This is a genomic window from Elstera cyanobacteriorum (assembly GCF_002251735.1).
Classification (GTDB): domain Bacteria; phylum Pseudomonadota; class Alphaproteobacteria; order Elsterales; family Elsteraceae; genus Elstera; species Elstera cyanobacteriorum.
In genome coordinates this window covers 60152-80751 of sequence record NZ_NOXS01000031.1, presented here as the reverse complement: position 1 = coordinate 80751, position 20600 = coordinate 60152, and the positions used below count along the sequence as shown (strand labels likewise).

Sequence of the window (20600 nt, the reverse complement as noted above, 5' to 3'; positions counted from 1 at the left end):
TCATCACGAATTCTTCACGAAATCCGCTTTAGGGTGCGGGTATGAGCGTCGCAACCTCCTTACCCCCGCCGTCCGATTCTGGAACGGCGCCGCCGCCGATGGCCGATACCTGGTGTCTCGACCGGGTATCGCGGTCGCTGGAGGGGCTTTCGGCCAAACTGCCCTGCACCGCCGCCCTGTTGAAGTTCGATGGACTGCCGGATGTTTGGGCGCTGCCGGTCCTTCTAGCCCGAAAGCCTATCGGTCTGCTCTCCCGCTCGGCTGCCCGCGCTAATCTTCAGGAAATGGTCGGCACAGCGATGGACCCGCGCCCGCTGATCTTGCCGCATGATATGCCGCTTGAAACCGTCAGCCGCATGGTGGCGGAACGGTACCCGCGCGCGCTGACCTATGGCGTCATCACCACCGATCCGGCGACGGGGCACTACTCCGGTTTCGTGCCTGGGATTGATCTGCTGCGCGGCACGCTGGAGCAGTTCGAATCCACGCTTAGTTTCTTGCGCGCCGCCCAAGGCGATTTGGTGCAGGCAGAAAAATTCGCCTCCCTTGGCCAATTGGTTGCGGGCATCGCCCATGAAATCAATACGCCACTCGGCATCGGCCTCACGGCTGCGACCCATCTGACCGAACGCGCGCGCGGGTTTCAGGGGTTAGTCGATGGCGGCGGGCTAAAGCGCTCGGACCTGAGTAGTTTTCTGCAGACGGTCGCCGAAGGGGCGGAGATCATTACCGCCAACCTCGGGCGGGCGGCGGAACTCGTGCATAGTTTCAAACAGGTCGCCGCCGATCAAACCAGCGCCGTGCGCCGCAGCTTTAGCGTCGGGCAATTGATCGAAGACCTGATTTCAAGCCTTAGTCCCCGCCTGCGCAAAGCCGCTCAGAAGGTGCAGTTTACCTGCCTCCGCGATGCCGAGATGGATAGTTTTCCCGGCCCGCTGGGGCAGGTGATCACCAACCTTATCCTCAACGCCCTGACCCACGCCTATGACGAGACCCGCCGCGACGGAATGGTCGAAATCGCGGTCGAAAGCAAAGGCGGCAACGTCATTATCGGTATCAAGGATGATGGCTGCGGGATTCCCCCTTCGCATCTGCCGCGTATTTTTGACCCGTTTTTTACCACCAAACGCGGCAAAGGCGGCACGGGATTAGGGCTACATTTGGTGTATAATATTGTCACGCAGACCTTGGGTGGGCGGATTGGCTGCACGAGCGCGGTGGATGTAGGAACGGCCTTCACGCTGATCCTGCCGCTGACCGCCCCAGACCGGGCCCAGACCGACCGACCGAAGGACGCTTCCGCCGAGTTTGAAGCCTTGGGAAGCGATGCGGGGCGTGACGTTGGGGAGGGGGACGACTGATGGCACCCGCTGATTTAAATCCAGACGATGAACTGCTGTTCGCCGACGATACCCCCGAACCCGGGCGCAAGCGCCCTCGGTTGGTTCAACCCTGGCGAATGCTGGTGGTGGATGACGAGCCGGATGTGCATCGCGTTACCCGCATGGTGCTATCGGATTTCAGCTTCGAAGGTCGGCCGCTTGAAATTCTGTCGGCCTATTCCGGCGCCGAAGCCCGGCTGCTGCTAAGCCAAAGCAACGATATCGCCGTCATTCTGCTAGACGTGGTGATGGAGACCGACGACGCCGGGTTGACGCTGGTGCGGCAGATCCGTCAGGATTTGCGGAACGAGAATGTTCGCATCGTGTTGCGCACCGGCCAACCCGGCATGGCGCCAGAACAAACCGTCATCGTCGAATATGATATCAACGACTATAAATCGAAGGCGGAACTGACCGCCCAAAAGCTGTTCACCACCATCGTCGCCGCCCTGCGCAGCTACCGCGACCTTGTTGCCATCGAGCAAGGCCGCAAGGGGCTCGAGAAGGTTTTAGAGGCTTCAACCAGCCTGTTCGAGTTGCGCTCGACCGATGCGTTCCTCGCAGGAATTCTCGATCAGATCAATGCCTTGCTTGATGCGGAAGGCGGCTCGATCCTCTGCACGGCGGGCGACGAGTTGCCAGGATCGGACCCGACAGCCGTGGTGCGCGCCGCAGCCGGGCGCTTCGCCGATCTGGCCGGTAAACGGCTGGCGGAAATTCCGCACCCGACCATCGTGCATGAAATCGTCTCGGCCTTTGCGCGCGGATCGAACCAATATCTCGACGATCATTGCGCTGTCTTCTTCAAAGCCAGCGGCGAAGTGCGCTCGGTTGCCTTTATCGAAGCCACCCGCCCGCTCTCCCCGCTTGATCATCGGCTGGTCGATCTCTTCTGCGCCAAAGCCTCCATCGCTTACGACAATGTTCTGTTACAGGAACATCTCGGGCTGGCGCAGGAAGCCACCGTCTTCGCCCTCGCCCGGCTGGCAGAGTTCAAAGATCCGACCACCGGCGATCATTTGCACCGGGTCGAACTGATGACCAATAAGATCGCGCTGGAAATGCAGCGGCGGGGTTTGGCATTGGGCGAACTCGATGACGTGCTGGTCAAGAAGATCGGCCTCGCCTCGATCCTGCACGATGTCGGCAAGGTCGGCGTGCCCGATAATATTCTGTGCAAAGCGGGCGGGTTGAACGAAACCGAATGGCTGACCATGCGCCGCCATGCCTCCTTAGGCGCCGAAATTCTGCAAACGGCCAGCCGCCGCCTGCGCGGGCGGACCTTCCTCTCCATCGGGGCAGAAATCGCCCTGGGCCACCATGAAAAATGGAATGGCACCGGCTACCCGCGCGGTCTCAAGGGCAAGGATATTCCGCTTTCCGCCCGCATCGTCGCCGTTGCCGATGTCTTTGACGCGCTCACTTCCAAGCGCCCATATAAGGAAGCCTGGGACCGGCAGGATGCCATCGATTGGATCAAGGCGCGCGTCGATATCGACTTCGACCCGGATGTCGTCACAGCTTTTCTGGGCGTCGTCGAAGGTTAAGCTATATATCAAATACGGCTTAAATTAGGATCGTTCATGCCGCTCGCCGCCTCTGCCTCCCCCGCCACCCGCGCCCGTCTGATCCATATAACCTTCGGCCTGCTGCTCTCGGGGATGATGTCCTTCATCGTCTCCGGCATCGCTACGCTGCGGGCGCTCGGCTTTACGGTCGCCGCCGCCGCGCCGGGCGAGGCCGTGGTCACCTGGTTGGGGGCCTGGGCCGTTTCCTGGTCGATCGCCTTCCCCATCGTGCTGGTCGTGGCGCCACTGGTCCGCAAGATTGTTGCCCGGTTATACGGCGCGGCGTAATCCTCTGGCGTGCCGTTCAATTCCCCGGCCATAACCTGCATTTATTCGTGATTGAGCAATTTTACGAAATTGCCTTTCGCGAAAAGCTGGGGCAGGATTGCGCTCAGTCGCCCGAGCCGAAGGTCCGATAGAGACCAAGCCGGGCGTATTAACCCAAACAGGGGGACTTACTCGGATGATGAAGAAGTTCGGTTTGAACGTCGCTGCGGCGGCCTTTGCGGCGACCCTCGCCACGGGCGCCTTGGCGCAGGACATTACGATCGGCGTTGCCGGTCCCTTCACTGGCCCGAATGCCAGCTTCGGCGAACAGCTGAAGAAGGGCGCCGAAATGGCCGTGAAGAACATTAATGCCGCCGGTGGCGTGCTGGGCCGTCAGGTGAAGATCGAATTCGGCGATGATGCGTCGGATCCGAAGCAAGGCGTGGCCGTTGCCAACCAATTCGCGACCAAGAAGGTGCCGTTCGTTCTCGGCCACTTCAACTCCTCGGTCTCGATCCCGGCGTCGGACGTCTATGGTGAAGAAGGGATCATCCAGATCACCCCGGCTTCGACCAACCCGGCGCTGACCGATAAGGCGAAGTTCGGTAACGTCTTCCGCGTCTGCGGTCGCGATGACCAGCAGGGCACGGTTGCCGGCCAGTATCTGTCCAAGAATTTTGCCGGTAAGAAGGTCGCCGTCATTCATGACAAGACCTCCTACGGTAAGGGTCTGGCCGATGAAACCGTGAAGGCGATGAATGCCGCCGGCCTCAAGGAAGCCATGTACGAAGGCGTGACCACCGGTGATAAGGACTTCTCGGCCCTCGTGTCGAAGATGAAGTCGGCTGGTATCGATGCCATCTACTTCGGTGGTCTGCATAACGAAGCGGGCCTGCTGGTTCGTCAGTCGCGCGATCAGGGCCTGAAGGCCGCCTTCCTGTCGGGCGATGGTATCGTCTCGAAGGAATTCTGGTCGATCACCGGTGCCGCCGGTGAAGGCGTGCTGATGACCTTCGATCCGGATCCCCGCAAGTTCCCGACCGCCGCTAAGGTTGTCGAGCAGTTCAAGGCGACCGGTTACGATCCTGAAGGCTACACGCTGCTGTCCTACTCGGGCGTCGAAGTGTGGGCGCAGGCCGCTAACCTCGCCAAGTCGCTGAAGAAGGACGATGTGGCCAAGGCCATGAAGGGCAACAAGTTCCAGACCGTCATCGGCGAACTGGCCTTCGATGCCAAGGGCGATCTGACCGTTTCCAAGTACGTCTGGTACGTTTGGAAGAACGGCGAATATTCGGAAATGTAATCCCACGCGGGTTACTTTTTGGAATGGACCCGGCAGTGGCAACGCTGCCGGGTTTTTCTTTGGGAAGATGATGATCAGCGCGATTGGCTTGATGAGTGGTACCGCCCTGGATGGGGTGGATGCCGCCTGGATCGACAGCGATGGGGAGCGGGTTTCCGGCTTTGGCCCGGCCCTAACCCAACCTTATCCCGCCGATCTGCGCGAAGACCTGCGGGCGCTGGTTCATGACCCGGACCGGGCCGAGCAGGATGGACTGGAGGCGCTAGAAGCCCGGCTAACCGACTGCAACGCCGCCGCTGTTACCGAACTCATGGCCAAGATCGGCCGTCGCCCCGATCTTGTCGGGTTTCACGGGCAGACGGTTCTGCACCGCCCGGCACGCGGCTTTACCCGGCAGTTGGGCGATGGCGTCCGGCTAGCCCGCAGCCTCGGCCTGCCGGTGGTGAACCGCTTCCGCCATGCCGATCTGGCGGCGGGCGGGCAAGGGGCGCCGCTGGTGCCGATCTTCCATGCTGCTTTGGCCAAGGATCTGCCGCAGCCGCTCGTCGTGCTCAATCTCGGCGGGGTCGGTAACCTCACCTATCTTAACGGCGACCGGGTGCTCGCCTTCGATACCGGCCCCGGCAATGCGCTGATCGACGATTGGATCAGCCGCCATACCAATCAAACCTGGGACGCGGAGGGGCGCATCGCCGCGCGCGGTGCGGTCGATCCCACTGCCCTCGCCCGGCTGCTCGACCATCCCTATTTCGCCGCGCCACCGCCGAAATCCCTGGACCGTAACGGCTGGGCAATTGATGCCGTTGCCGGACTATCCCCCGAAGACGGCGCGGCGACGCTGACCGAGTTCACCGCCCAAAGCCTCGCCGCCGCCCTGCCGCATCTGCCGACATGGCCGACCCGCTGGCTGGTGACCGGCGGCGGGCGGCATAATCGGCACCTGATGGCACGGATCGCGGCTGCCGTTGGGGCGCCTGCGGTGCCGGTCGAAACCTTAGGCTGGGACGGCGATGCGCTGGAGGCGCAGGCCTTCGGCTTTCTCGCCATCCGCTCGGTGCAGGGTAAAATCCTCAGCCTTCCCGGCACTACCGGCTGCCGCTATCCTGTGAGCGGCGGCGAGTTGCACCGCCCGAACCCATGAGCCGCCCGATGAATGATCCCCGCTTCGCCCCCCTCAACCTCGCGCTGGAAGAGGCGCTTTCGCGCGGACTGGGGTCCGGTTTTGCGCTTGGGGTGCGGACACAAGGCGGCGAGCGGTTTCAGACCTGCCTGGGCCTCGCCCAACGGGTACCAACGCCGGAGGGGCTGACCCCCAAGCATCGCTTCGATCTCGCCAGTCTAACGAAGGTACTGCTGACCACCCCGGCAGTCCTGGCGCTTGCCGCCGCCGGAAAGCTTGATCTCGACGATCCGCTGGCGACCCATCTGCCCGATGTATACCAATATGATCCCAACCATCCGGTGCGCCGGGTCACCCTGCGCCAATGCCTGACCCATACCAGTGGCCTGCCCGCCGTGGAACCGATCTATACCTGGGGCGAGGGCAAAGCGCGGCTGGAAGCGTTAGTGCTGCAAAAAGATTGGGCTTTTGGCGAGTCTGTCTATTCGGACATCAACTTCATTCTGCTGGGCATTGTTATCGAGCGCCTGACCGGCCAGAGCCTCGCAGCCCTGGCGGAGGAGGCTGGGTTTGCCGTTACCCCCGGCCCCAGCCTAGCGGTGGCAACCGAAGCCTGTTCCTGGCGCGGGCGGATGGTCAAGGGCGAGGTGCACGATGAAAACGCCTTCGCCCTCGGCGGGATTGCCGGGCACGCCGGGCTGTTCGGCACGCTCGATGCAGTGCTGAACCGCGCCGACGCGCTGGTGTTCGGGGCGGCGCTGCCGCCAGCGGCGCGTGCCGCCATGCTGGAAAAACAGACCGACGACCGCGCCCTCGGCTGGCAGATTCGGCACCTCAACTGGTCCGGCGGCGGCCTTAGTTCCGCCCGTAGTGTCGGCCATACGGGTTTTACCGGAACCGGCGTTTGGGCAGACACGGAACGGGGAATCACCTGGGCGCTGCTGGGGAACCGCGTTCACCCAACCCGCCACACGGATGTGCGGGCGCACCACCAGTTCCGCCAACGCATCGGCAATCTGGTCCAGGGGATTTTTGCGAATTAGGTCGTTTCCAACTCGGTATCCCAATAGAGATAATCCCGCCAGCTTTCATGCAGGAAGTTCGGCGGGAATTTGCGGCCGCGTTCCTGAAGGAAATGGGTGGAGGGTTCTTGCGCCGGTTCCAGCGGAAACATGCGGATTTCCCGGGGCAGATGGCTGGCTTTCTTAAGATTACAGGCCGAGCAGGCGGTGACGACATTATCCCAGGAGGTTCGCCCGCCGCGCGAACGCGGAATGACGTGATCGAAAGTCAATTCATGGGTGGGAAATTGATCGCCGCAGTATTGGCAGCTAAAGGCATCGCGTAGGAACACATTAAAGCGGGTAAATGCAGGCCTTCGTGCCGTCTGAACATAATCTTTTAGGGCAATGACCGACGGCAGGCGCATTTCGAAACTGGGACTTCGGATCGTTGTGTCATATTCCGACAGAATATTGACCCGATCCAAAAACACCGCTTTGACCGCATCCTGCCAAGACCAAAGCGACAGGGGAAAATAACTGAGCGGCCTAAAATCGGCGTTCAACACCAAGGCGGGGCACTGCACATGCGACATTCGCGACGTCTCCCAAACGGCCCGGATCGGGCGCTGGAACGGTCATTCCTGGTGATCTTTTAGGTATCCCATCCGTATGGCGCTGGCAACCCCGCCGCCCGACTTTAACGACGTTGGCACGAAAAATTCACAAACTGCGGGCGCCGTTTCGCAAGCGGAAAGGTTAACCTTTCTGCCGGTTCCCAGCCGGGCAAAACCCCATTAGACTGCGATCATGACTGATACCGCCCCCTCCCCCGCCAGCAGCCGCGAAGCCGGCTGGTTCGGCTTCCGCCCCGTCGATCCTGCGCAAAAGGCCGGCATGGTCCGCCAGGTCTTCGATAGCGTCGCCAGCAGCTACGATGTGATGAACGACGCCATGAGCCTCGGCGTCCATCGGCTGTGGAAAGCCGCGCTCATCGATTGGGTCGCCCCGCGCGATGGGCGCCGCTATCTGGATGTGGCGGGCGGCACCGGCGATATTGCCTTCCGCATTCTGGGCCGGGCGCCGGGGGCGCGGGTGACCATCGCCGATATTAACGAAAGCATGGTTTCGGTCGGGCGGGATCGGGCCTTAGACAAAGGGATCAAGGGCGATCTCTCCTACCTCGTTGCCGACGCGCAAAGCCTGCCGGTGCCCGATAGCAGTGTGGATACCTATACGATCGCCTTCGGCCTGCGCAACGTCACCCATATCGATCAGGCTTTGGCCGATGCTTTCCGCGTGCTGCGCCCCGGCGGGCGGTTTTTCTGTCTGGAATTCAGTCACGTCATTCTGCCGGGTCTCGATAAGATCTACGATCTTTACTCCTTCAAGCTGCTGCCGGAACTGGGCGCGCTGATCGCCAAGGACCGCGAGTCGTATCAATATCTCGTCGAGAGCATCCGCCGCTTTCCACCCCAGGAGGAATTGGCGGAACGGATGCGGGCCGTTGGGTTCGAGCGGGTTGAGATTCGCAATCTATCGGGGGGGATTGCCGCCATCCATAGCGGCTGGAAACTCTGATGGGCGATCTGTTTACGATCGTTATTTTGCTCAGCGCGGCGGTTTTGGCCGTGCCGGTCGCTAAGAAAATTGGGCTGGGGTCCGTGCTGGGGTATTTGGCGGCGGGCATTATCATCGGCCCGGCGGCGCTGGGAATCGTGACCGATGTGGATGAGATGTTGCACATCTCTGAATTCGGCGTGGTCATGCTGCTGTTCCTGATCGGGCTGGAGTTGAAACCGTCGCGCCTCTGGGTCATGCGCCACGCCGTTTTCGGCATCGGCGGCGCCCAGGTGCTTGTGACGGCGACGGCGCTGACCGCGATCGGCTATGGGCTGATCGGCTTCAGCCTACCGATTGCGGTGATCGGCGGCTTCGGCCTCGCCCTCTCCTCCACCGCGTTCGTGCTGCCGATGCTGGCCGAACGCGACCTGCTGCCGACCCAGACAGGGCGCGACGGGTTTGCCCTGCTGCTCTTCCAAGATCTCGCGATTATTCCGCTGGTTGCCCTGCTGCCACTGCTGGCGCCGGACGGCGGCGCTACCGCCGATGCCGACCCCTGGCGCGCGGTGGGGGAAGCCGTGCTGGCGCTGCTGCTGGTCTTCTTCGGCGGGCGCTTTCTGATCCGGCCGATCTTCCGCATGGTCGCGGCCTCCAAGACGCACGAAATCTTTATCGCCACCGCCCTGCTCGTCGTCGTTGGCACCGCCACGCTGGTGCATGCTGCGGGCCTATCAATGTCGCTCGGCGCCTTCATTGCGGGCGTGCTGCTGGCCGATAGCGAATATCGGCACGAGTTGCAGGTCGATATCGAACCCTTCAAGGGCCTGTTGCTCGGGCTGTTCTTCATCGCCATTGGCATGGGCCTGCGGCTCGATCTGCTGGCGCAATCGCCCGTGCGCCTGCTGCTAATGATCCTGGGGCTGATGGCGGTCAAGGCACTGGTGATCTATGCCCTCCTGCGCGGAACGGGCCGAAAGGACGCCAGCGCCCGCCAGACCGGCCTTGCCCTGGCGCAGGGCGGCGAATTTGGCTTCGTGCTGTTTCAGCAGGCCGTCGCCGATAAGGTGATGGGGGCGGCGGATGCGGCGGAACTGTCGCTGATCGTCACCTGTTCGATGATGCTAACGCCGCTGCTGTTTGCCGCCCATGAACGCTGGGTGGCGCCGCGCCTTGTCGAAGCCGATGCGGCGCGCGAGTTCGATGCGATGCCGGATGAAACGCCGGAAGTGATCATCTGCGGCTTTGGGCGCTTCGGCCAAGTCGTCGGCCGCCTGCTCAGCGCGCGGCGCATCCCCTATACCGCCCTCGAAACCAATGCCAAGCAGGTGGATTTCATCCGCCAATACGGCAATTACGTCTATTACGGCGATCCGACGCGGATGGAACTGTTGCGCGTTGCGGGGATCGAGGAGGCGCGCGTCGTCGTCATCGCCTTCGATGATATTGCCGCCGCCGTGAAACTGGTGACGGAGGTGCAGCAGCATTTCCCCCATGTCACGCTCTATGCCCGCGCCCGCAACCGCCGTCACGTTTATCTGCTGATGGAAGCCGGGTTGCCGCCGGAGAATGTTCTGCGCGAGGCGCTCTATTCCTCGCTGGTCATGGGCGAACGGATTTTAACCACCCTCGGCATGACACCGGCGGAGGCCGAACGCACCGCCCGCACCTTCCGCGACCATGACGAAGCGATGATCCTGCGCCAATTCGCCGTTTTCCAGGACGAGGCGGAGTTGATCCGCACCTCGAAAAACGCCGCACGCGAGCTGATGGACCTGTTCGAAAACGATGCCCCGCCGGAACGCCGGTCCCGGCGGGGGTAATACCAAGGTGCAATGAGCTTGACTCATTGTACCTTGGATCGGCGCGACTGCGCCGCGCAGCTCCTGACGTGCTTGGCACGTCAAACGTGCCGGGTGCTGCGGAAGGCAAGGGTTGCGGAGCAATCCGCCCGCCGCCTGAGGGCCGCGTTGATCGGTCACGATCAACGCCAATGAGGATGAAGGTTTAAACGACCGTTTCCTCGACAACCCGGTAGCGCTTGGTGCAGCTATCGACGGTGGACCAAGCGGCCTTCTGCCATGCGGCATGCGCCCCTTCATAGGTATCGAACGGGCCGATGCGTTCTTCCTGCGCACCATCGACCAACTGGCGGAAGCCGGTATCGACATAATCGCCGCCGATCACCCAATAGCGCTTGGCGCGCTTCGGGCCCGGCTCTTCGATAATGCGGAAGCGGAAATTGCAGTTATCCACCGTCGCCCAAGCGCGCGCCTGCCAGGCGGCTTTGGCTTCATCGTAGGAGGCAAAGGGGCCGATATGCTCTTCTTCGGTTCCGGCGACAACGGCAGTGAAGGCGGTATCGGTATACTGACCCCCGACAACCCAATAGCGGCTGGGCATAGGTGCTGCTCCCTGGTGCAATGCGGCGAAAACTGGCGCTACCCTAATCACGCCGCCTGCCCGGGGCAAGGCCGCCAGGGTCGCAGCCCGCGCATGGCCGCAAGAAACGGGGGGACAGCGGGCGTTTCTTCTGCTAAAAACAAGAACAAGAAGGAAACGCCCGATGCTGCCCGACCGTTTGAAAACCGATGCCGATCTTGTCGCCGCGCTCGACTATCTCGCCGGGCGCGATGCCGATATAGCCCGCGAATATGCCCGCATCGGCGCGCCAACCCTGCGGCGCTGGCAGCCGGGGTTTGAGACGCTGCTCGATATTATCCTCGGCCAGCAGCTTTCCGTCACCGCCGCCCGCACGATCCGCGACCGCATGAAGACACTGGTGGGGGAGATGGTACCGGACAAGGTTCTAGCGACCGACGATGACGCCCTAAGGGCCTGCGGCCTCTCGGCGGCAAAAATCCGCTATGCGAAGATCCTCGCCACCGAGATTGCGGAAGGCCGCGTGCGCCTGGACGATCTCGATGGGATGGACGATGACGCCGCCCTCGCCCATCTCACCGCCGTCAAAGGCATCGGCGCCTGGACGGCGGAGGTCTATCTGCTGTTCGCCCACGGCCGCCCCGACCTGTGGCCCGCCGACGATATTGCCGTCATGGAAGCCTTCCGTCACCTGCGCGGCCTGCCGGAACGCCCAACTGGCAAAGCCCGCCGTGTGGCAGGCGAACCGCTGGCCCCGATGCGCGGCGCGGCGGCGCATTTCCTCTGGCATCTCTACCGCAATCGCACGGATCGGGATGCGGTGGTGATCGAGGAACAGGCGGGCTAAGTCTCACCTTTCAAGACGCGCGGTAGGCCGCTATACTCGTTAAAGTTTTCCTAACACCCATACTTCCGTGACCGAACCGTCCCTTACTCCGCCCGCCGCCGATCTTGCCGCCCGCGAAAAGCGAATCGTCCAGATCGCAATTCTGGGTCCGGTGTTCATGGCCTCGCTGGCCTATGCCATTCTTCAGGTGATCCCCAGCGGCGGCAGTGATCTTCAGGTGGAGTATTTGCCGATCCACAATCGGTTCACCTGCACGGTGGCGGGGTTCGACCTGTCGACCTGCGATGACCTATTGGCCGATACGCGCGCCCTGCATGAAACCATCGCCCCGACCTTCGCCGGTCAGGCTGCCTGCGAAACCGATGCCGCGAATTGCATCGAAACCGACCCGCCGCGAACCCCTGTAGCCTTCACGCCGATCATGAATGGCGTGCTGCTGCTGACCCGGGGATCGGGCACCCGCAGTCTACCGGTCTGGTTCGACCGGGCGGGCAATTTTTATGTCGGCACCGCCCGTTTCGCCAGTTATCCCGGCTCGGTGACACCCAATGGCGGCGGATTGCGCTGCACTGACGGAACACCCGCTGGGTTCCTGGGGCTTTGCGGCAGCGATGCGGCCCGCGTGATGATCGACACGATCGCCGACGTCATCCGATACGACCGCCCCAGCGGTAATATTCCCAGCGCCCAACGGCTGACCGGTGCCAAGGCGCTCGCGCCCAAAACCGTGGCCTATGTGAAGCGCGGCGGCTTCGGGCAATCGGCGGGCCAATTTGCCCTTAGTTCGAAAAGCTAATGCGCCGCGTCCCGCAAACCCCGCGCCCCGGCTGGCCTGGGCTTGTCGAAGCCCTCGGCCTGACGTTCCATAGCATCGGCGGGATCCCCTATTGGGATGAAAGCGTCGCCTATGCCTTCACCGGCACCGAGATCGAAACCCTAGAACGCGCGGCCAATGAACTACACGCGCTCGCCCTCGCCGCTGCCGACGGAATCGTAACGCGCGGCGATTACGACCGTTTTGGGATCCCCGAGGCGGCAGTTCCGCTGATCGAAGCCAGTTGGGAGGCTGATGCGCGCGATCTCTACGGCCGGTTCGATTTTCATTTCGATGGGTCCGGCCCGCCGAAACTGCTGGAATACAACGCCGATACGCCAACCAGCCTGCTCGAAGCCGCCGTTATCCAATGGGATTGGAAAGAGACGGTCCACCCGGCCTACGACCAGTTCAACTGGATTCATGAAGCACTCATCGAGGCCTGGGGCACTCAACCGGCCCCGAACGGGCGGACGGTTTTCACCAGCGTTCAGGATGAAGAAGACCGCACGACCCTAGCCTATCTGATGGAAACCGCCCTGCAAGCCGGGCGGCAGGCCGACTTCCTGCCCATCCAGCAAATCGGCTGGGACGGCCACCGCTTCCTCGATACCGCAAACCGACCGATTGAGACGCTGTTCAAACTCTACCCGTGGGAATGGCTTGTGGCGGAACCTTTCGCCGCCCACATCGCCAATGCAGGAACCCACTGGATCGAACCCGCTTGGAAGCTGCTGCTAACGGGTAAGGGCTTGCTGGTCGCCCTCTGGGAACTTGCCCCGGGGCATCCCAATCTGCTGCCGGCGGGGTTTAACCCGGACGCTGTACCCAGCCCGCGCGTGCGCAAGCCGATCTGGGGGCGCGAGGGGGCTAATGTCCGCCTCGACCGTCCGGGCGCGGCGGACCTCGCCCTTGGCGGTCCCTTCGAAAACGGCCCGATGGTCTGGCAGAGCCGCAGCAGCCTGCCGTGCTTTGACGGCACTTATCCGGTTCTCGGCGTCTGGATGGTCGATAGCGAGGCCTGCGGCCTTGGCATCCGCGAGGATGTGATGCCGATCACTGGCAATAGCAGCCGGTTTGTGCCGCATTATATGGAGGGATAGGGGGAGCAAAAAGCTCCCCCGCCGGTTTACCGCCCCAACGCCGCCCGTACCCCGGCGCCATAGGCCGGGTCGGCCTTGTCGAAATGGGCCAATTGCCGGTCGATGATCGCTTGGGGAACGCCCTGCATCGACCCGGCAATATTCTGGAACAGCCGGGCTTTTTCACCCTCCGGCAACAGGCGGAAGAGGTTGCCCGCTTGCGTGTAATCGTCGTTGCCGTCGCGGTGGTTATAGCGCGCAGCGTCGCCGGAGATGCGCAGCGGCGGTTCGGCCACCGACGGGTCTTGCGTCGGCCCGCCGAAGGAGTTCGGCTCGTAGTAAAGATCGGGATTGCCCGCATCGTTGCGGAAAAAGCGCATCGACCCGTCCTTATAATAGTGATGCACGGGGCATTTTGGCGCATTCACCGGCAACGCTTCGTAATGGGTGCCCAGGCGATAGCGATGCGCGTCGGCATAGGCGAAGATGCGCGCTTGCAGCATTTTATCGGGCGAGAAGCCGATGCCGGGCACGATATTGGACGGGGAGAAGGCCGCCTGCTCGATGTCGGCGAAGTAATTATCGGCGTTGCGGTTCAGCTCGATCACCCCCACTTCGATCAGTGGATAATCGCCATGCGGCCAAACTTTCGTAAGATCGAAGGGATTATAGGGGGTTTTCTCCGCCTCCAACTCCGGCATCACCTGCACATAGACCGTCCAGCGCGGGAAATCCCCCGCTTCGATACTGCCGAAGAGGTCTTCTTGATAGGTTTCGCGGCTCTTGCCGACCACGGCCTCCGCTTCGGCATTGGTCAGGGTCTTATGGCCCTGCTGGGTCTTGAAGTGGAACTTCACCCAGAACCGTTCACCGTCCGTGTTCCAGAAACTATAGGTATGGCTGCCATAGCCATTCATGAAGCGCGGGCTGACCGGCAGGCCGCGATCCGACATCAGGATCGTTACCTGATGCAGGCTTTCCGGGCTTAAGGACCAGAAATCCCAGGCGGCGGTATTGGAGCGTAGATTGGTGCGCGGATGCCGCTTCTGGGTATGGATGAAATCGGGGAACTTCAGCGGGTCGCGGATAAAGAAGACCGGCGTGTTATTGCCGACCAGATCCCAATTCCCCTCCTCCGTATAGAATTTCAGGGCGAAGCCGCGCACGTCGCGCTCGGCATCCGCGGCGCCCTGTTCGCCCGCAACGGTGGAAAAGCGCGCCAGCATTGGCGTTTGCTTGCCGACCGCGCCGAAAATCTTGGCCCGGCTATAGCGGGTGATATCCTGCGTGACGGTAAAGGTGCCGAACGCCCCCCAGCCCTTGGCATGAACGACCCGTTCCGGGATGCGTTCGCGGTTCTGATGGGCAAGTTTTTCGATCAACTGATAATCCTGCATCAGCACCGGGCCGCGCGGCCCCGCCGTCAGGCTGTTCTGATTATCGGATACCGGCGCCCCGGCGCTGGTGGTCATCACGGGTTTATCGGACATAGGGCCTTCCTCCACGGGTGGGTTGCTTGCCGATCAGCCTGCCGGAGACAGTCCATTCAGTCAATTAGAATTATTATAATTATGATTTTGAGCAAATCTCAATCACTAACACTTTGTTAAAATGTTTGCGATTTGACGCTTGCTCCGTTAAGCATGCCACAGCTTTCGGCTGTAGGAACCTCTCTCCATGCAGACGTATTCAACTGGTATGACGCGACGCGGTCTTCTTGCTTTCGGAGGGCTGATCCTGGCGGGCTGCACAACGACCGCCGCGCCCCGTCCGGTCGCCGCCCCGGTGGTTCTACCGCCCGGCGCGTCGCGCGTGGTTGTGGAGATTACGATTGAGATGATCCACACGCTGAAGGACGTTACTCAGCAAACCAACCGAGAAGAACTGGACGGTTACGTAAATGCCGCCATGGCCCCTCTGGTAGAGAAACTGGCGACGGAAAAGCTGGACCTCATCTCAGCGCCGGCTGAAGCCTCGTTGCGGATGCGTCTGCGTCTTCAGGTTCGGATAAACGACCCCATTGTCGGCGGCCTTAGCGCCTCGGCAGAAGCAAAGCTTCTGAATCTCGCCGGTGACGTGCTGCTGACGGCCAAAGGCTCGGATGAGCTTTACATGGCAAAGACCACCCGAAACACCACCATCGCCCTGCGCAAAAGCAGCGAGCAGGTCGCGGATGCGATTTTAGCCCAGCTTAGAGCTAGTAAATCCTCTTAACACCCTAAGAAGGAAAATCGGGATGCGATCTTTCGCAAAAACACTACAGTTCGGTGTAATCAGTGTTGGCATTTTAGCTTTGGCTGCTTGCGCTTCCGTCTCACGTCCGGAAGGGGTGACGGCCGCAGATGTGCCGACTGGCGCCTCCAAGTTTGCAACGAGCCTAAAAATTGAGGTCATCGAAACTTTTGAGGATGTGACCGCAAAAACGCCTGCCGCTGACCTTGAAGCTTATCAAAATATTGCCATAACTGCACTGAACGGGAAGCTTTCACAAGAAAAACTTGAAGTTGTTGCCGAAAACGCTGACGCACCTCTTAAAGCACGCATTGATGTTACCGTTCGTAAATGGAATCCCCTTACAGGCGGATCGACGGTTCTAAAGGCCACTGTCTCGAACAGTGCCGGAAAAACTTTATATTCTGCTGAGGCGGCTGAAGTGCTTCATTTAATCGCCAACGGGTTTGATACAAAAATTGCCCTCAAAACAGCCAGCGAACGCTTGGCAAGCGGGTTGATCGATGGCCTGAAGCCCCTGCGCACCCCCGCCTCTTAACCCTTGGCCTAGGCGGCGCCCGCCGGTATCGTCGCCGCATTCTGTGCAAAGGACCGCAGCCATGACCGACGGGCGTTTTACCAATATCCAGATGATCGGCCCGAAAGCCGGGGGCCAACCGGAGCAAGCGGTTCTGCTATTGCACGGCTATGGGTCGAACGGGGCCGATCTGCTGGGGCTTGCGCCCTATTGGGCCGAAGCGCTGCCGCACGCCGCCTTCATCGGGCCGGATGCGCCCTTCGTCTGCGAAATGTCGCCGCTGGGCTATCAATGGTTCTCCCTACGCGAGATTATGGCGGGTGCGCCCCTGGCCGATGGGCTGCGCCGCACCGGGGCTGATGCCGTGGCCCCCGTGTTGAACGAGCTGATCGACGATATTCTGGCGCGCTTCGATCTGCCAGCCAACAAACTGGCCCTGGTCGGCTTCTCCCAAGGCACGATGATGGCCCTGCACGTCGCCCTGCGCCGCCCGGTGCCGCTGGCGGGCGTGCTTGGGTTTTCCGGCATGCTGATCGACCCGCCCAGCCTCGCGACCGACCTGACCGCTAAGCCGCCGGTGCTGCTGGTGCATGGCGACGCTGACCCGGTGGTGCCCTACGCCAGCCTCGCCAAGGCGGAAACCACGCTCGCCGCCGCCGGGGTGCCGGTGGAAACCCTAACCTGCCCGCGCCTCGGCCATTCCATCGACGATGCCGGGTTGGAAGCTGGCCAGCGCTTTCTTCAGCACTGCCTCTCGTCCTAGGGCTGGACAGGCGCGCGTGACGGCCTAGGCTCTCCCCCATGACAGAAGCATCCTCCCCCACCGGGCTATGGGACGCCAGCCGCGATTACGTGCGCATCCTGCTGGATAATATCCGCACGGAAGCCCGCGTCGGTCTGCACCCGTGGGAAAAATTCGCCGAGCATCCTAATCCCCTGCGGGTGCGGATCGAGCTGTTCGCCCATTCGCCGCGCCCGGAGACCGACGCGGTGTTTATGGATTATGACCCGCTGCGCGCCGCCCTAAAAGCCTGGCCGACCCGCCCGCATACCGACCTGCTGGAAACCCTGGCCGAAGAATTGGTCGCCCTCTGTTTCAGCCTGCCGCGCGTCGAAGCCTGCCGGGTTTCGGTTCAGAAAACCGCGATTTTTAACGAGATCGACGCGGTCGGCGTCGAACTCTACCGCCGCCGCCCAGAGCCTTTAGCATGACGGCGCGGACGATCCTCATCACCGGCGCGGCTAAGCGCGTCGGCGCTGGATTGGCGAAGGATTTAGCCGCCGCCGGGCATCGTATCCTGGTGCATTATAATGCCTCGGCAACCGAAGCCGCTGGGGTGGTGGCGGAGATTGACGCGGCGGGCGGCACCGCTTGGGCCGTGCAAGCCGACCTTGCGACGCGGGACGGGATCGAAGCCCTGCTGCCGCGCGCCCGTGCCTTAGCGGGGCCGGTCGATGGGTTGATCCATAACGCCTCCCTCTTTGAATTCGACCATCTGAATTCGCTGGATTGGCCGCTATTCGACGCGCATCTGACCGTCAACCTGGCCGCCCCGGCGTTTCTATCGCGCGATTTCGCCCGCCAGCCAGATATCGACAGCGGCGTGATCATCGCGATCCTCGACCAGAAGGTCGATAATCTTAACCCGGATTTTCTCAGCTATACTTTAGGCAAAGTTGGGTTGAAGGGGCTGATGCGCATGCTGGCGATGCAGCTTGCCCCGCGCATCCGCGTCGGCGCCGTCTCCCCCGGCTTGACGCTGATTTCCGGGCGGCAGACGGAAGATAGTTTTGCGACCGCCCATCAAGCGACGCCGCTGGGGCGCGGCAGCACGGTCGCAGACCTCGCCCGCGCCTGCCGCTTCATTCTGGAGACCGAGAGTTTCACCGGTCAGACCATTACCGTTGACGGCGGCGAAAGCCTGATGGGCCGGGCGCGCGACGTGTTCTTCGATCTCGGCGGGCGGCTGGCCGATCTCCCCGAAGACCAGCGCTAATTCTCGTAGGGACAGTCTGCCGCACCCCGCCCCCGGGGATGATCCCAGGGGGCGCGGCCTATCCCCGTTAGACACTCTGGTGATCTAACAAGGGGATTTTTCGTGAAGCGCTTAAAAGCCGCCCTCTTCCGCTATGGTACACCGCTGACCGTGGGCCTGTTTCTCGTCTCCACCGTCTCGGGCGTGGCACTGTTCTTTCATCTCGGCACCAACCTGTTCCGCGAGATGCACGAGATTCTATCGCTGGTCCTGCTGGTTCCCGTCATTCTTCATCTATGGCGCAACTGGCCGGGCTTTAAAAATTACTTCCGCCGGGCAGCCATGCCGATCAGCCTCGGCCTCTCCCTGATCGCGGCGGGCGCCTATGCCTATGGCGGATGGAGCAAGCCGAACGGCGGTAACCCCGCAATAGCCCTGATGGGCGCGGCCCAGAAAGCCCCGCTTCACCAACTCGCCCCCATCCTCGGCCTCGATGAAAGCGGCGCGGTAACGCGCTTGCAGCAGGCCGGGTTTACCGCCGCTCGCGGGACCGAAACAATTGCCGGGATTGCCGCCCAGCATAAGGTCTCGCCGATGACGGTCATGGCGAAGCTGACCGCCCCTACACCCTAGCGCAAATCCCGAGCGGGTGCCCGATGCGCTGTGCGCGTCAAACGCACAGGCACCCGCGACGACGCATTTGCTTCTAAAATAAGAGGCTAGAGCGCTTGTCGTGAGCCAAAGCGAACGGAAAGCGCCCTAGCCCGCCAAGCTTACGCTCCGCGCGCCTGCGCCTGCGCGCGGATCTGGGACAGGCTGAGCTTTGGCGTTAGGGCTTCGGGATCGATGCGCAACTCGATCAGCGCCGCCGTTCCCGCCCGCTCGCAGCGCTCGAACGCGGCGGCAAAGGCCGCCGTTTCCGTAACGGTTTCGCCGTGCAGCCCATAAGCACGGGCCAGTGCGGCGAAATCCGGGTTGGTAAGCCCAGTGCCCGAAACACGGGCGGGATAGGTGCGTTCCTGATGCATGCGGATCGTGCCATACATGCCGTTATTCACGACCAGCACGATCACCCGCGCGTCATACTGCGCCGCCGTCGCCAGTTCCTGCCCGGTCATCAGAAAACAGCCATCACCCGCAAACGCCACCACCGTCCGGTCGCGATGGGCGAGCTTTGCCGAAATCGCCGCCGGAACGCCATAGCCCATCGAGCCATTCGTCGGCCCTAACTGGGTACGAAACCGGCGATACTGATAAAACCGTTGCGGCCAAGCGGTATAATTCCCTGCCCCATTGGTCAAAATCGCGTCGGGGGGCAGGTGGTCGCGCAGCCAAGCCATAATCTCGCCCATCTGCACCGCTCCAGGGATCAGCGGATGCTGAAGATGATCGCGGTAATCGGCATGGGCCGCCGCCGTCCATGCCCGCCAAGCAATCCCTCCCAGGGGTGTCAGCGCCGCCGCCGGGGTCAGGAAGCCGCGAACGGTGGCCTGGATCGGAAGCGTCGGATGATAGACGCGGCCCAACTCCTCGCCGCTCGGGTAGATATGCACCAGCTTTTGCCGCGGCACCGGAATATCGATCATCGTATAGGCGCCGGTGGTCATCTCCCCCAGGCGGGCGCCAATGGTGATCAGGAGATCACTATCTTTCACCCGCTGGATCAGCTTGGGCGAGGCCGCAGGGCCAAAATCCCCAGCATAATGGGGATGAGTATTGTCGAAGAGATCCTGACAGCGGAAGGAAGCTGCGACCGGCAGGCAGAAGGCTTCGGAAAAGGTCTGCAGCGCCGCCACCGTCGCCGCCGACCAGCCGCCGCCACCCGCAATGACCATCGGGCGCCGGGCGTCGGCCAGTAAGGCTTGCAGGGCCGCGAGCTGCGGCGCCCCGGCATAGGCGTCGGCCCGCACATAGGCTGGCGCATCGGCCACGGCCACGCGGTCGGTCAACATATCCTCGGGCAGCGCGACGACAACCGGTCCGGGGCGACCGTTGACCGCGCGGTGAAACGCCTGGCTGATCAACTCCGGCAGGCGGGCGGCATCGTCGATTTCCACGACCCATTTCGCCATGGGGCCGAACATGCGGCGATAGTCGATCTCTTGAAACGCCTCCCGCTCGACCTGATCGCGCGCCACTTGGCCGACGAACAGGATCATCGGCGTCGAATCCTGAAAGGCGGTATGCACGCCAATCGACGCATTCGTCGCCCCAGGGCCGCGGGTGACGAAACAGATACCCGGCGTGCCGGTTAGCTTGCCATAGGCCTCGGCCATATAGGCCGCTCCCCCCTCCTGACGGCAGACAATCAGCTCGATGGCATCCGCCGCGTCGTGCAACGCATCCAACACGGCAAGATAGCTTTCGCCCGGAACGCAGAAGGCCCGGTCAACCCCATGAACCCGAAGCGCATCGACCAGAATTTGGCCGCCAGTCCGGGTATTGCGCGTTTCCCCCATGATTTTTTTCGCCTTCTTCGTCCCGATCCACGCATCTTCCAAGAAAGTTGGTTTTTGCGCCACTGGTTGGGTCCCGATTCGATCATCGGT

Annotated in this window: 21 protein-coding genes; 17 read left to right on the top strand and 4 right to left on the bottom strand. The window is 62.1% G+C overall.

Annotation, left to right across the window (positions count from 1 at the left end; all coding sequences use genetic code 11):
• Positions 1–41 precede the first annotated feature (41 nt).
• The 6 genes from CHR90_RS07730 (at position 42) to CHR90_RS07705 (ending at position 6683) form a co-directional block, all read left to right on the top strand.
• A complete protein-coding gene (locus tag CHR90_RS07730; RefSeq protein ID WP_094408418.1) occupies positions 42–1361 on the top strand; it encodes an ATP-binding protein in 1320 nt (439 codons plus the stop codon).
• Positions 1361–2929 (top strand): DUF3369 domain-containing protein, encoded by a 1569-nt coding sequence (locus CHR90_RS07725; protein WP_094408417.1) that lies wholly within the window; start codon positions 1361–1363, stop codon positions 2927–2929. The genes CHR90_RS07730 and CHR90_RS07725 overlap by 1 nt, the downstream gene beginning before the upstream one ends.
• Before the next feature lie 36 nt (positions 2930–2965).
• Positions 2966–3238, top strand: coding sequence for a DUF2798 domain-containing protein (locus tag CHR90_RS07720; RefSeq protein ID WP_094408416.1), 273 nt, complete (start codon positions 2966–2968; stop codon positions 3236–3238).
• A gap of 175 nt (positions 3239–3413) precedes the next feature.
• A complete protein-coding gene (locus tag CHR90_RS07715; protein ID WP_308421773.1) occupies positions 3414–4520 on the top strand; it encodes a branched-chain amino acid ABC transporter substrate-binding protein in 1107 nt (368 codons plus the stop codon).
• A gap of 70 nt (positions 4521–4590) precedes the next feature.
• Positions 4591–5661 (top strand): anhydro-N-acetylmuramic acid kinase, encoded by a 1071-nt coding sequence (locus CHR90_RS07710; RefSeq protein WP_094408660.1) that lies wholly within the window; start codon positions 4591–4593, stop codon positions 5659–5661.
• An 8-nt stretch (positions 5662–5669) separates the two neighbouring features.
• On the top strand, positions 5670–6683 hold the full coding sequence (locus CHR90_RS07705; RefSeq protein ID WP_212668646.1) for a serine hydrolase domain-containing protein: 1014 nt from the start codon (positions 5670–5672) through the stop codon (positions 6681–6683).
• Here the strand turns inward: CHR90_RS07705 and CHR90_RS07700 are convergent.
• Positions 6680–7237, bottom strand: a complete 558-nt coding sequence (locus CHR90_RS07700) for an HNH endonuclease (protein ID WP_094408414.1) — start codon at positions 7235–7237, stop codon at positions 6680–6682. The genes CHR90_RS07705 and CHR90_RS07700 overlap by 4 nt on opposite strands.
• 214 nt (positions 7238–7451) lie before the next feature.
• Here CHR90_RS07700 and CHR90_RS07695 point away from each other — a divergent pair, with 214 nt between their 5' ends.
• Together CHR90_RS07695 and CHR90_RS07690 are read left to right on the top strand one after the other, a co-directional pair.
• The gene (locus CHR90_RS07695) at positions 7452–8222 is read left to right on the top strand and encodes a class I SAM-dependent methyltransferase (protein ID WP_094408413.1); all 771 of its coding nucleotides are present in this window, start codon (positions 7452–7454) and stop codon (positions 8220–8222) included.
• Positions 8222–10024: a monovalent cation:proton antiporter-2 (CPA2) family protein gene (locus CHR90_RS07690; protein ID WP_094408412.1), complete on the top strand. Its 1803-nt coding sequence runs from the start codon at positions 8222–8224 to the stop codon at positions 10022–10024. The genes CHR90_RS07695 and CHR90_RS07690 overlap by 1 nt, the downstream gene beginning before the upstream one ends.
• A 184-nt stretch (positions 10025–10208) precedes the next feature.
• Here CHR90_RS07690 and CHR90_RS07685 read toward each other — a convergent pair whose 3' ends face one another.
• Positions 10209–10604: a DUF4170 domain-containing protein gene (locus CHR90_RS07685; protein ID WP_094408411.1), complete on the bottom strand. Its 396-nt coding sequence runs from the start codon at positions 10602–10604 to the stop codon at positions 10209–10211.
• A gap of 163 nt (positions 10605–10767) precedes the next feature.
• Between CHR90_RS07685 and CHR90_RS07680 the strand changes: the two genes are divergently transcribed.
• From CHR90_RS07680 to CHR90_RS07670, 3 genes are all read left to right on the top strand, one after another.
• Positions 10768–11430 carry a DNA-3-methyladenine glycosylase family protein gene (locus tag CHR90_RS07680; protein WP_094408410.1) on the top strand — a complete coding sequence of 221 codons (663 nt, stop codon included), beginning with the start codon at positions 10768–10770 and terminating at the stop codon, positions 11428–11430.
• Positions 11431–11497: 67 nt separating this feature from the next.
• Positions 11498–12226, top strand: a complete 729-nt coding sequence (locus tag CHR90_RS07675; RefSeq protein ID WP_094408409.1) for a DUF1190 domain-containing protein — start codon at positions 11498–11500, stop codon at positions 12224–12226.
• The gene (locus CHR90_RS07670; protein WP_094408408.1) at positions 12226–13347 is read left to right on the top strand and encodes a glutathionylspermidine synthase family protein; all 1122 of its coding nucleotides are present in this window, start codon (positions 12226–12228) and stop codon (positions 13345–13347) included. The genes CHR90_RS07675 and CHR90_RS07670 overlap by 1 nt, the downstream gene beginning before the upstream one ends.
• A gap of 26 nt (positions 13348–13373) precedes the next feature.
• Here CHR90_RS07670 and CHR90_RS07665 read toward each other — a convergent pair whose 3' ends face one another.
• Positions 13374–14816: a catalase gene (locus CHR90_RS07665; protein ID WP_094408407.1), complete on the bottom strand. Its 1443-nt coding sequence runs from the start codon at positions 14814–14816 to the stop codon at positions 13374–13376.
• Between the two features lie 187 nt (positions 14817–15003).
• On the opposite strand from CHR90_RS07665, the gene CHR90_RS07660 reads away from it, so the two are divergent.
• From CHR90_RS07660 to CHR90_RS07635, 6 genes are all read left to right on the top strand, one after another.
• Entirely contained in the window at positions 15004–15540 is a 537-nt protein-coding gene (locus tag CHR90_RS07660; RefSeq protein WP_094408406.1) for a hypothetical protein, read from the top strand.
• Between the two features lie 22 nt (positions 15541–15562).
• Positions 15563–16096, top strand: a complete 534-nt coding sequence (locus CHR90_RS07655; RefSeq protein WP_141210905.1) for a hypothetical protein — start codon at positions 15563–15565, stop codon at positions 16094–16096.
• 61 nt (positions 16097–16157) lie between these two features.
• Positions 16158–16838, top strand: coding sequence for an alpha/beta hydrolase (locus CHR90_RS07650; protein WP_170941337.1), 681 nt, complete (start codon positions 16158–16160; stop codon positions 16836–16838).
• Positions 16839–16876: 38 nt separating this feature from the next.
• A complete protein-coding gene (locus tag CHR90_RS07645; protein WP_094408404.1) occupies positions 16877–17287 on the top strand; it encodes a dihydroneopterin aldolase in 411 nt (136 codons plus the stop codon).
• Positions 17284–18072, top strand: a complete 789-nt coding sequence (locus CHR90_RS07640) for an SDR family oxidoreductase (RefSeq protein ID WP_094408403.1) — start codon at positions 17284–17286, stop codon at positions 18070–18072. The genes CHR90_RS07645 and CHR90_RS07640 overlap by 4 nt, the downstream gene beginning before the upstream one ends.
• Before the next feature lie 102 nt (positions 18073–18174).
• Positions 18175–18684 carry a DUF4405 domain-containing protein gene (locus CHR90_RS07635; RefSeq protein ID WP_170941336.1) on the top strand — a complete coding sequence of 170 codons (510 nt, stop codon included), beginning with the start codon at positions 18175–18177 and terminating at the stop codon, positions 18682–18684.
• A gap of 140 nt (positions 18685–18824) precedes the next feature.
• On the opposite strand, the gene CHR90_RS07630 is transcribed toward CHR90_RS07635, so the two are convergent.
• A complete protein-coding gene (locus tag CHR90_RS07630; RefSeq protein WP_094408658.1) occupies positions 18825–20510 on the bottom strand; it encodes a thiamine pyrophosphate-binding protein in 1686 nt (561 codons plus the stop codon).
• Between the last annotated feature and the right edge of the window lie 90 nt (positions 20511–20600).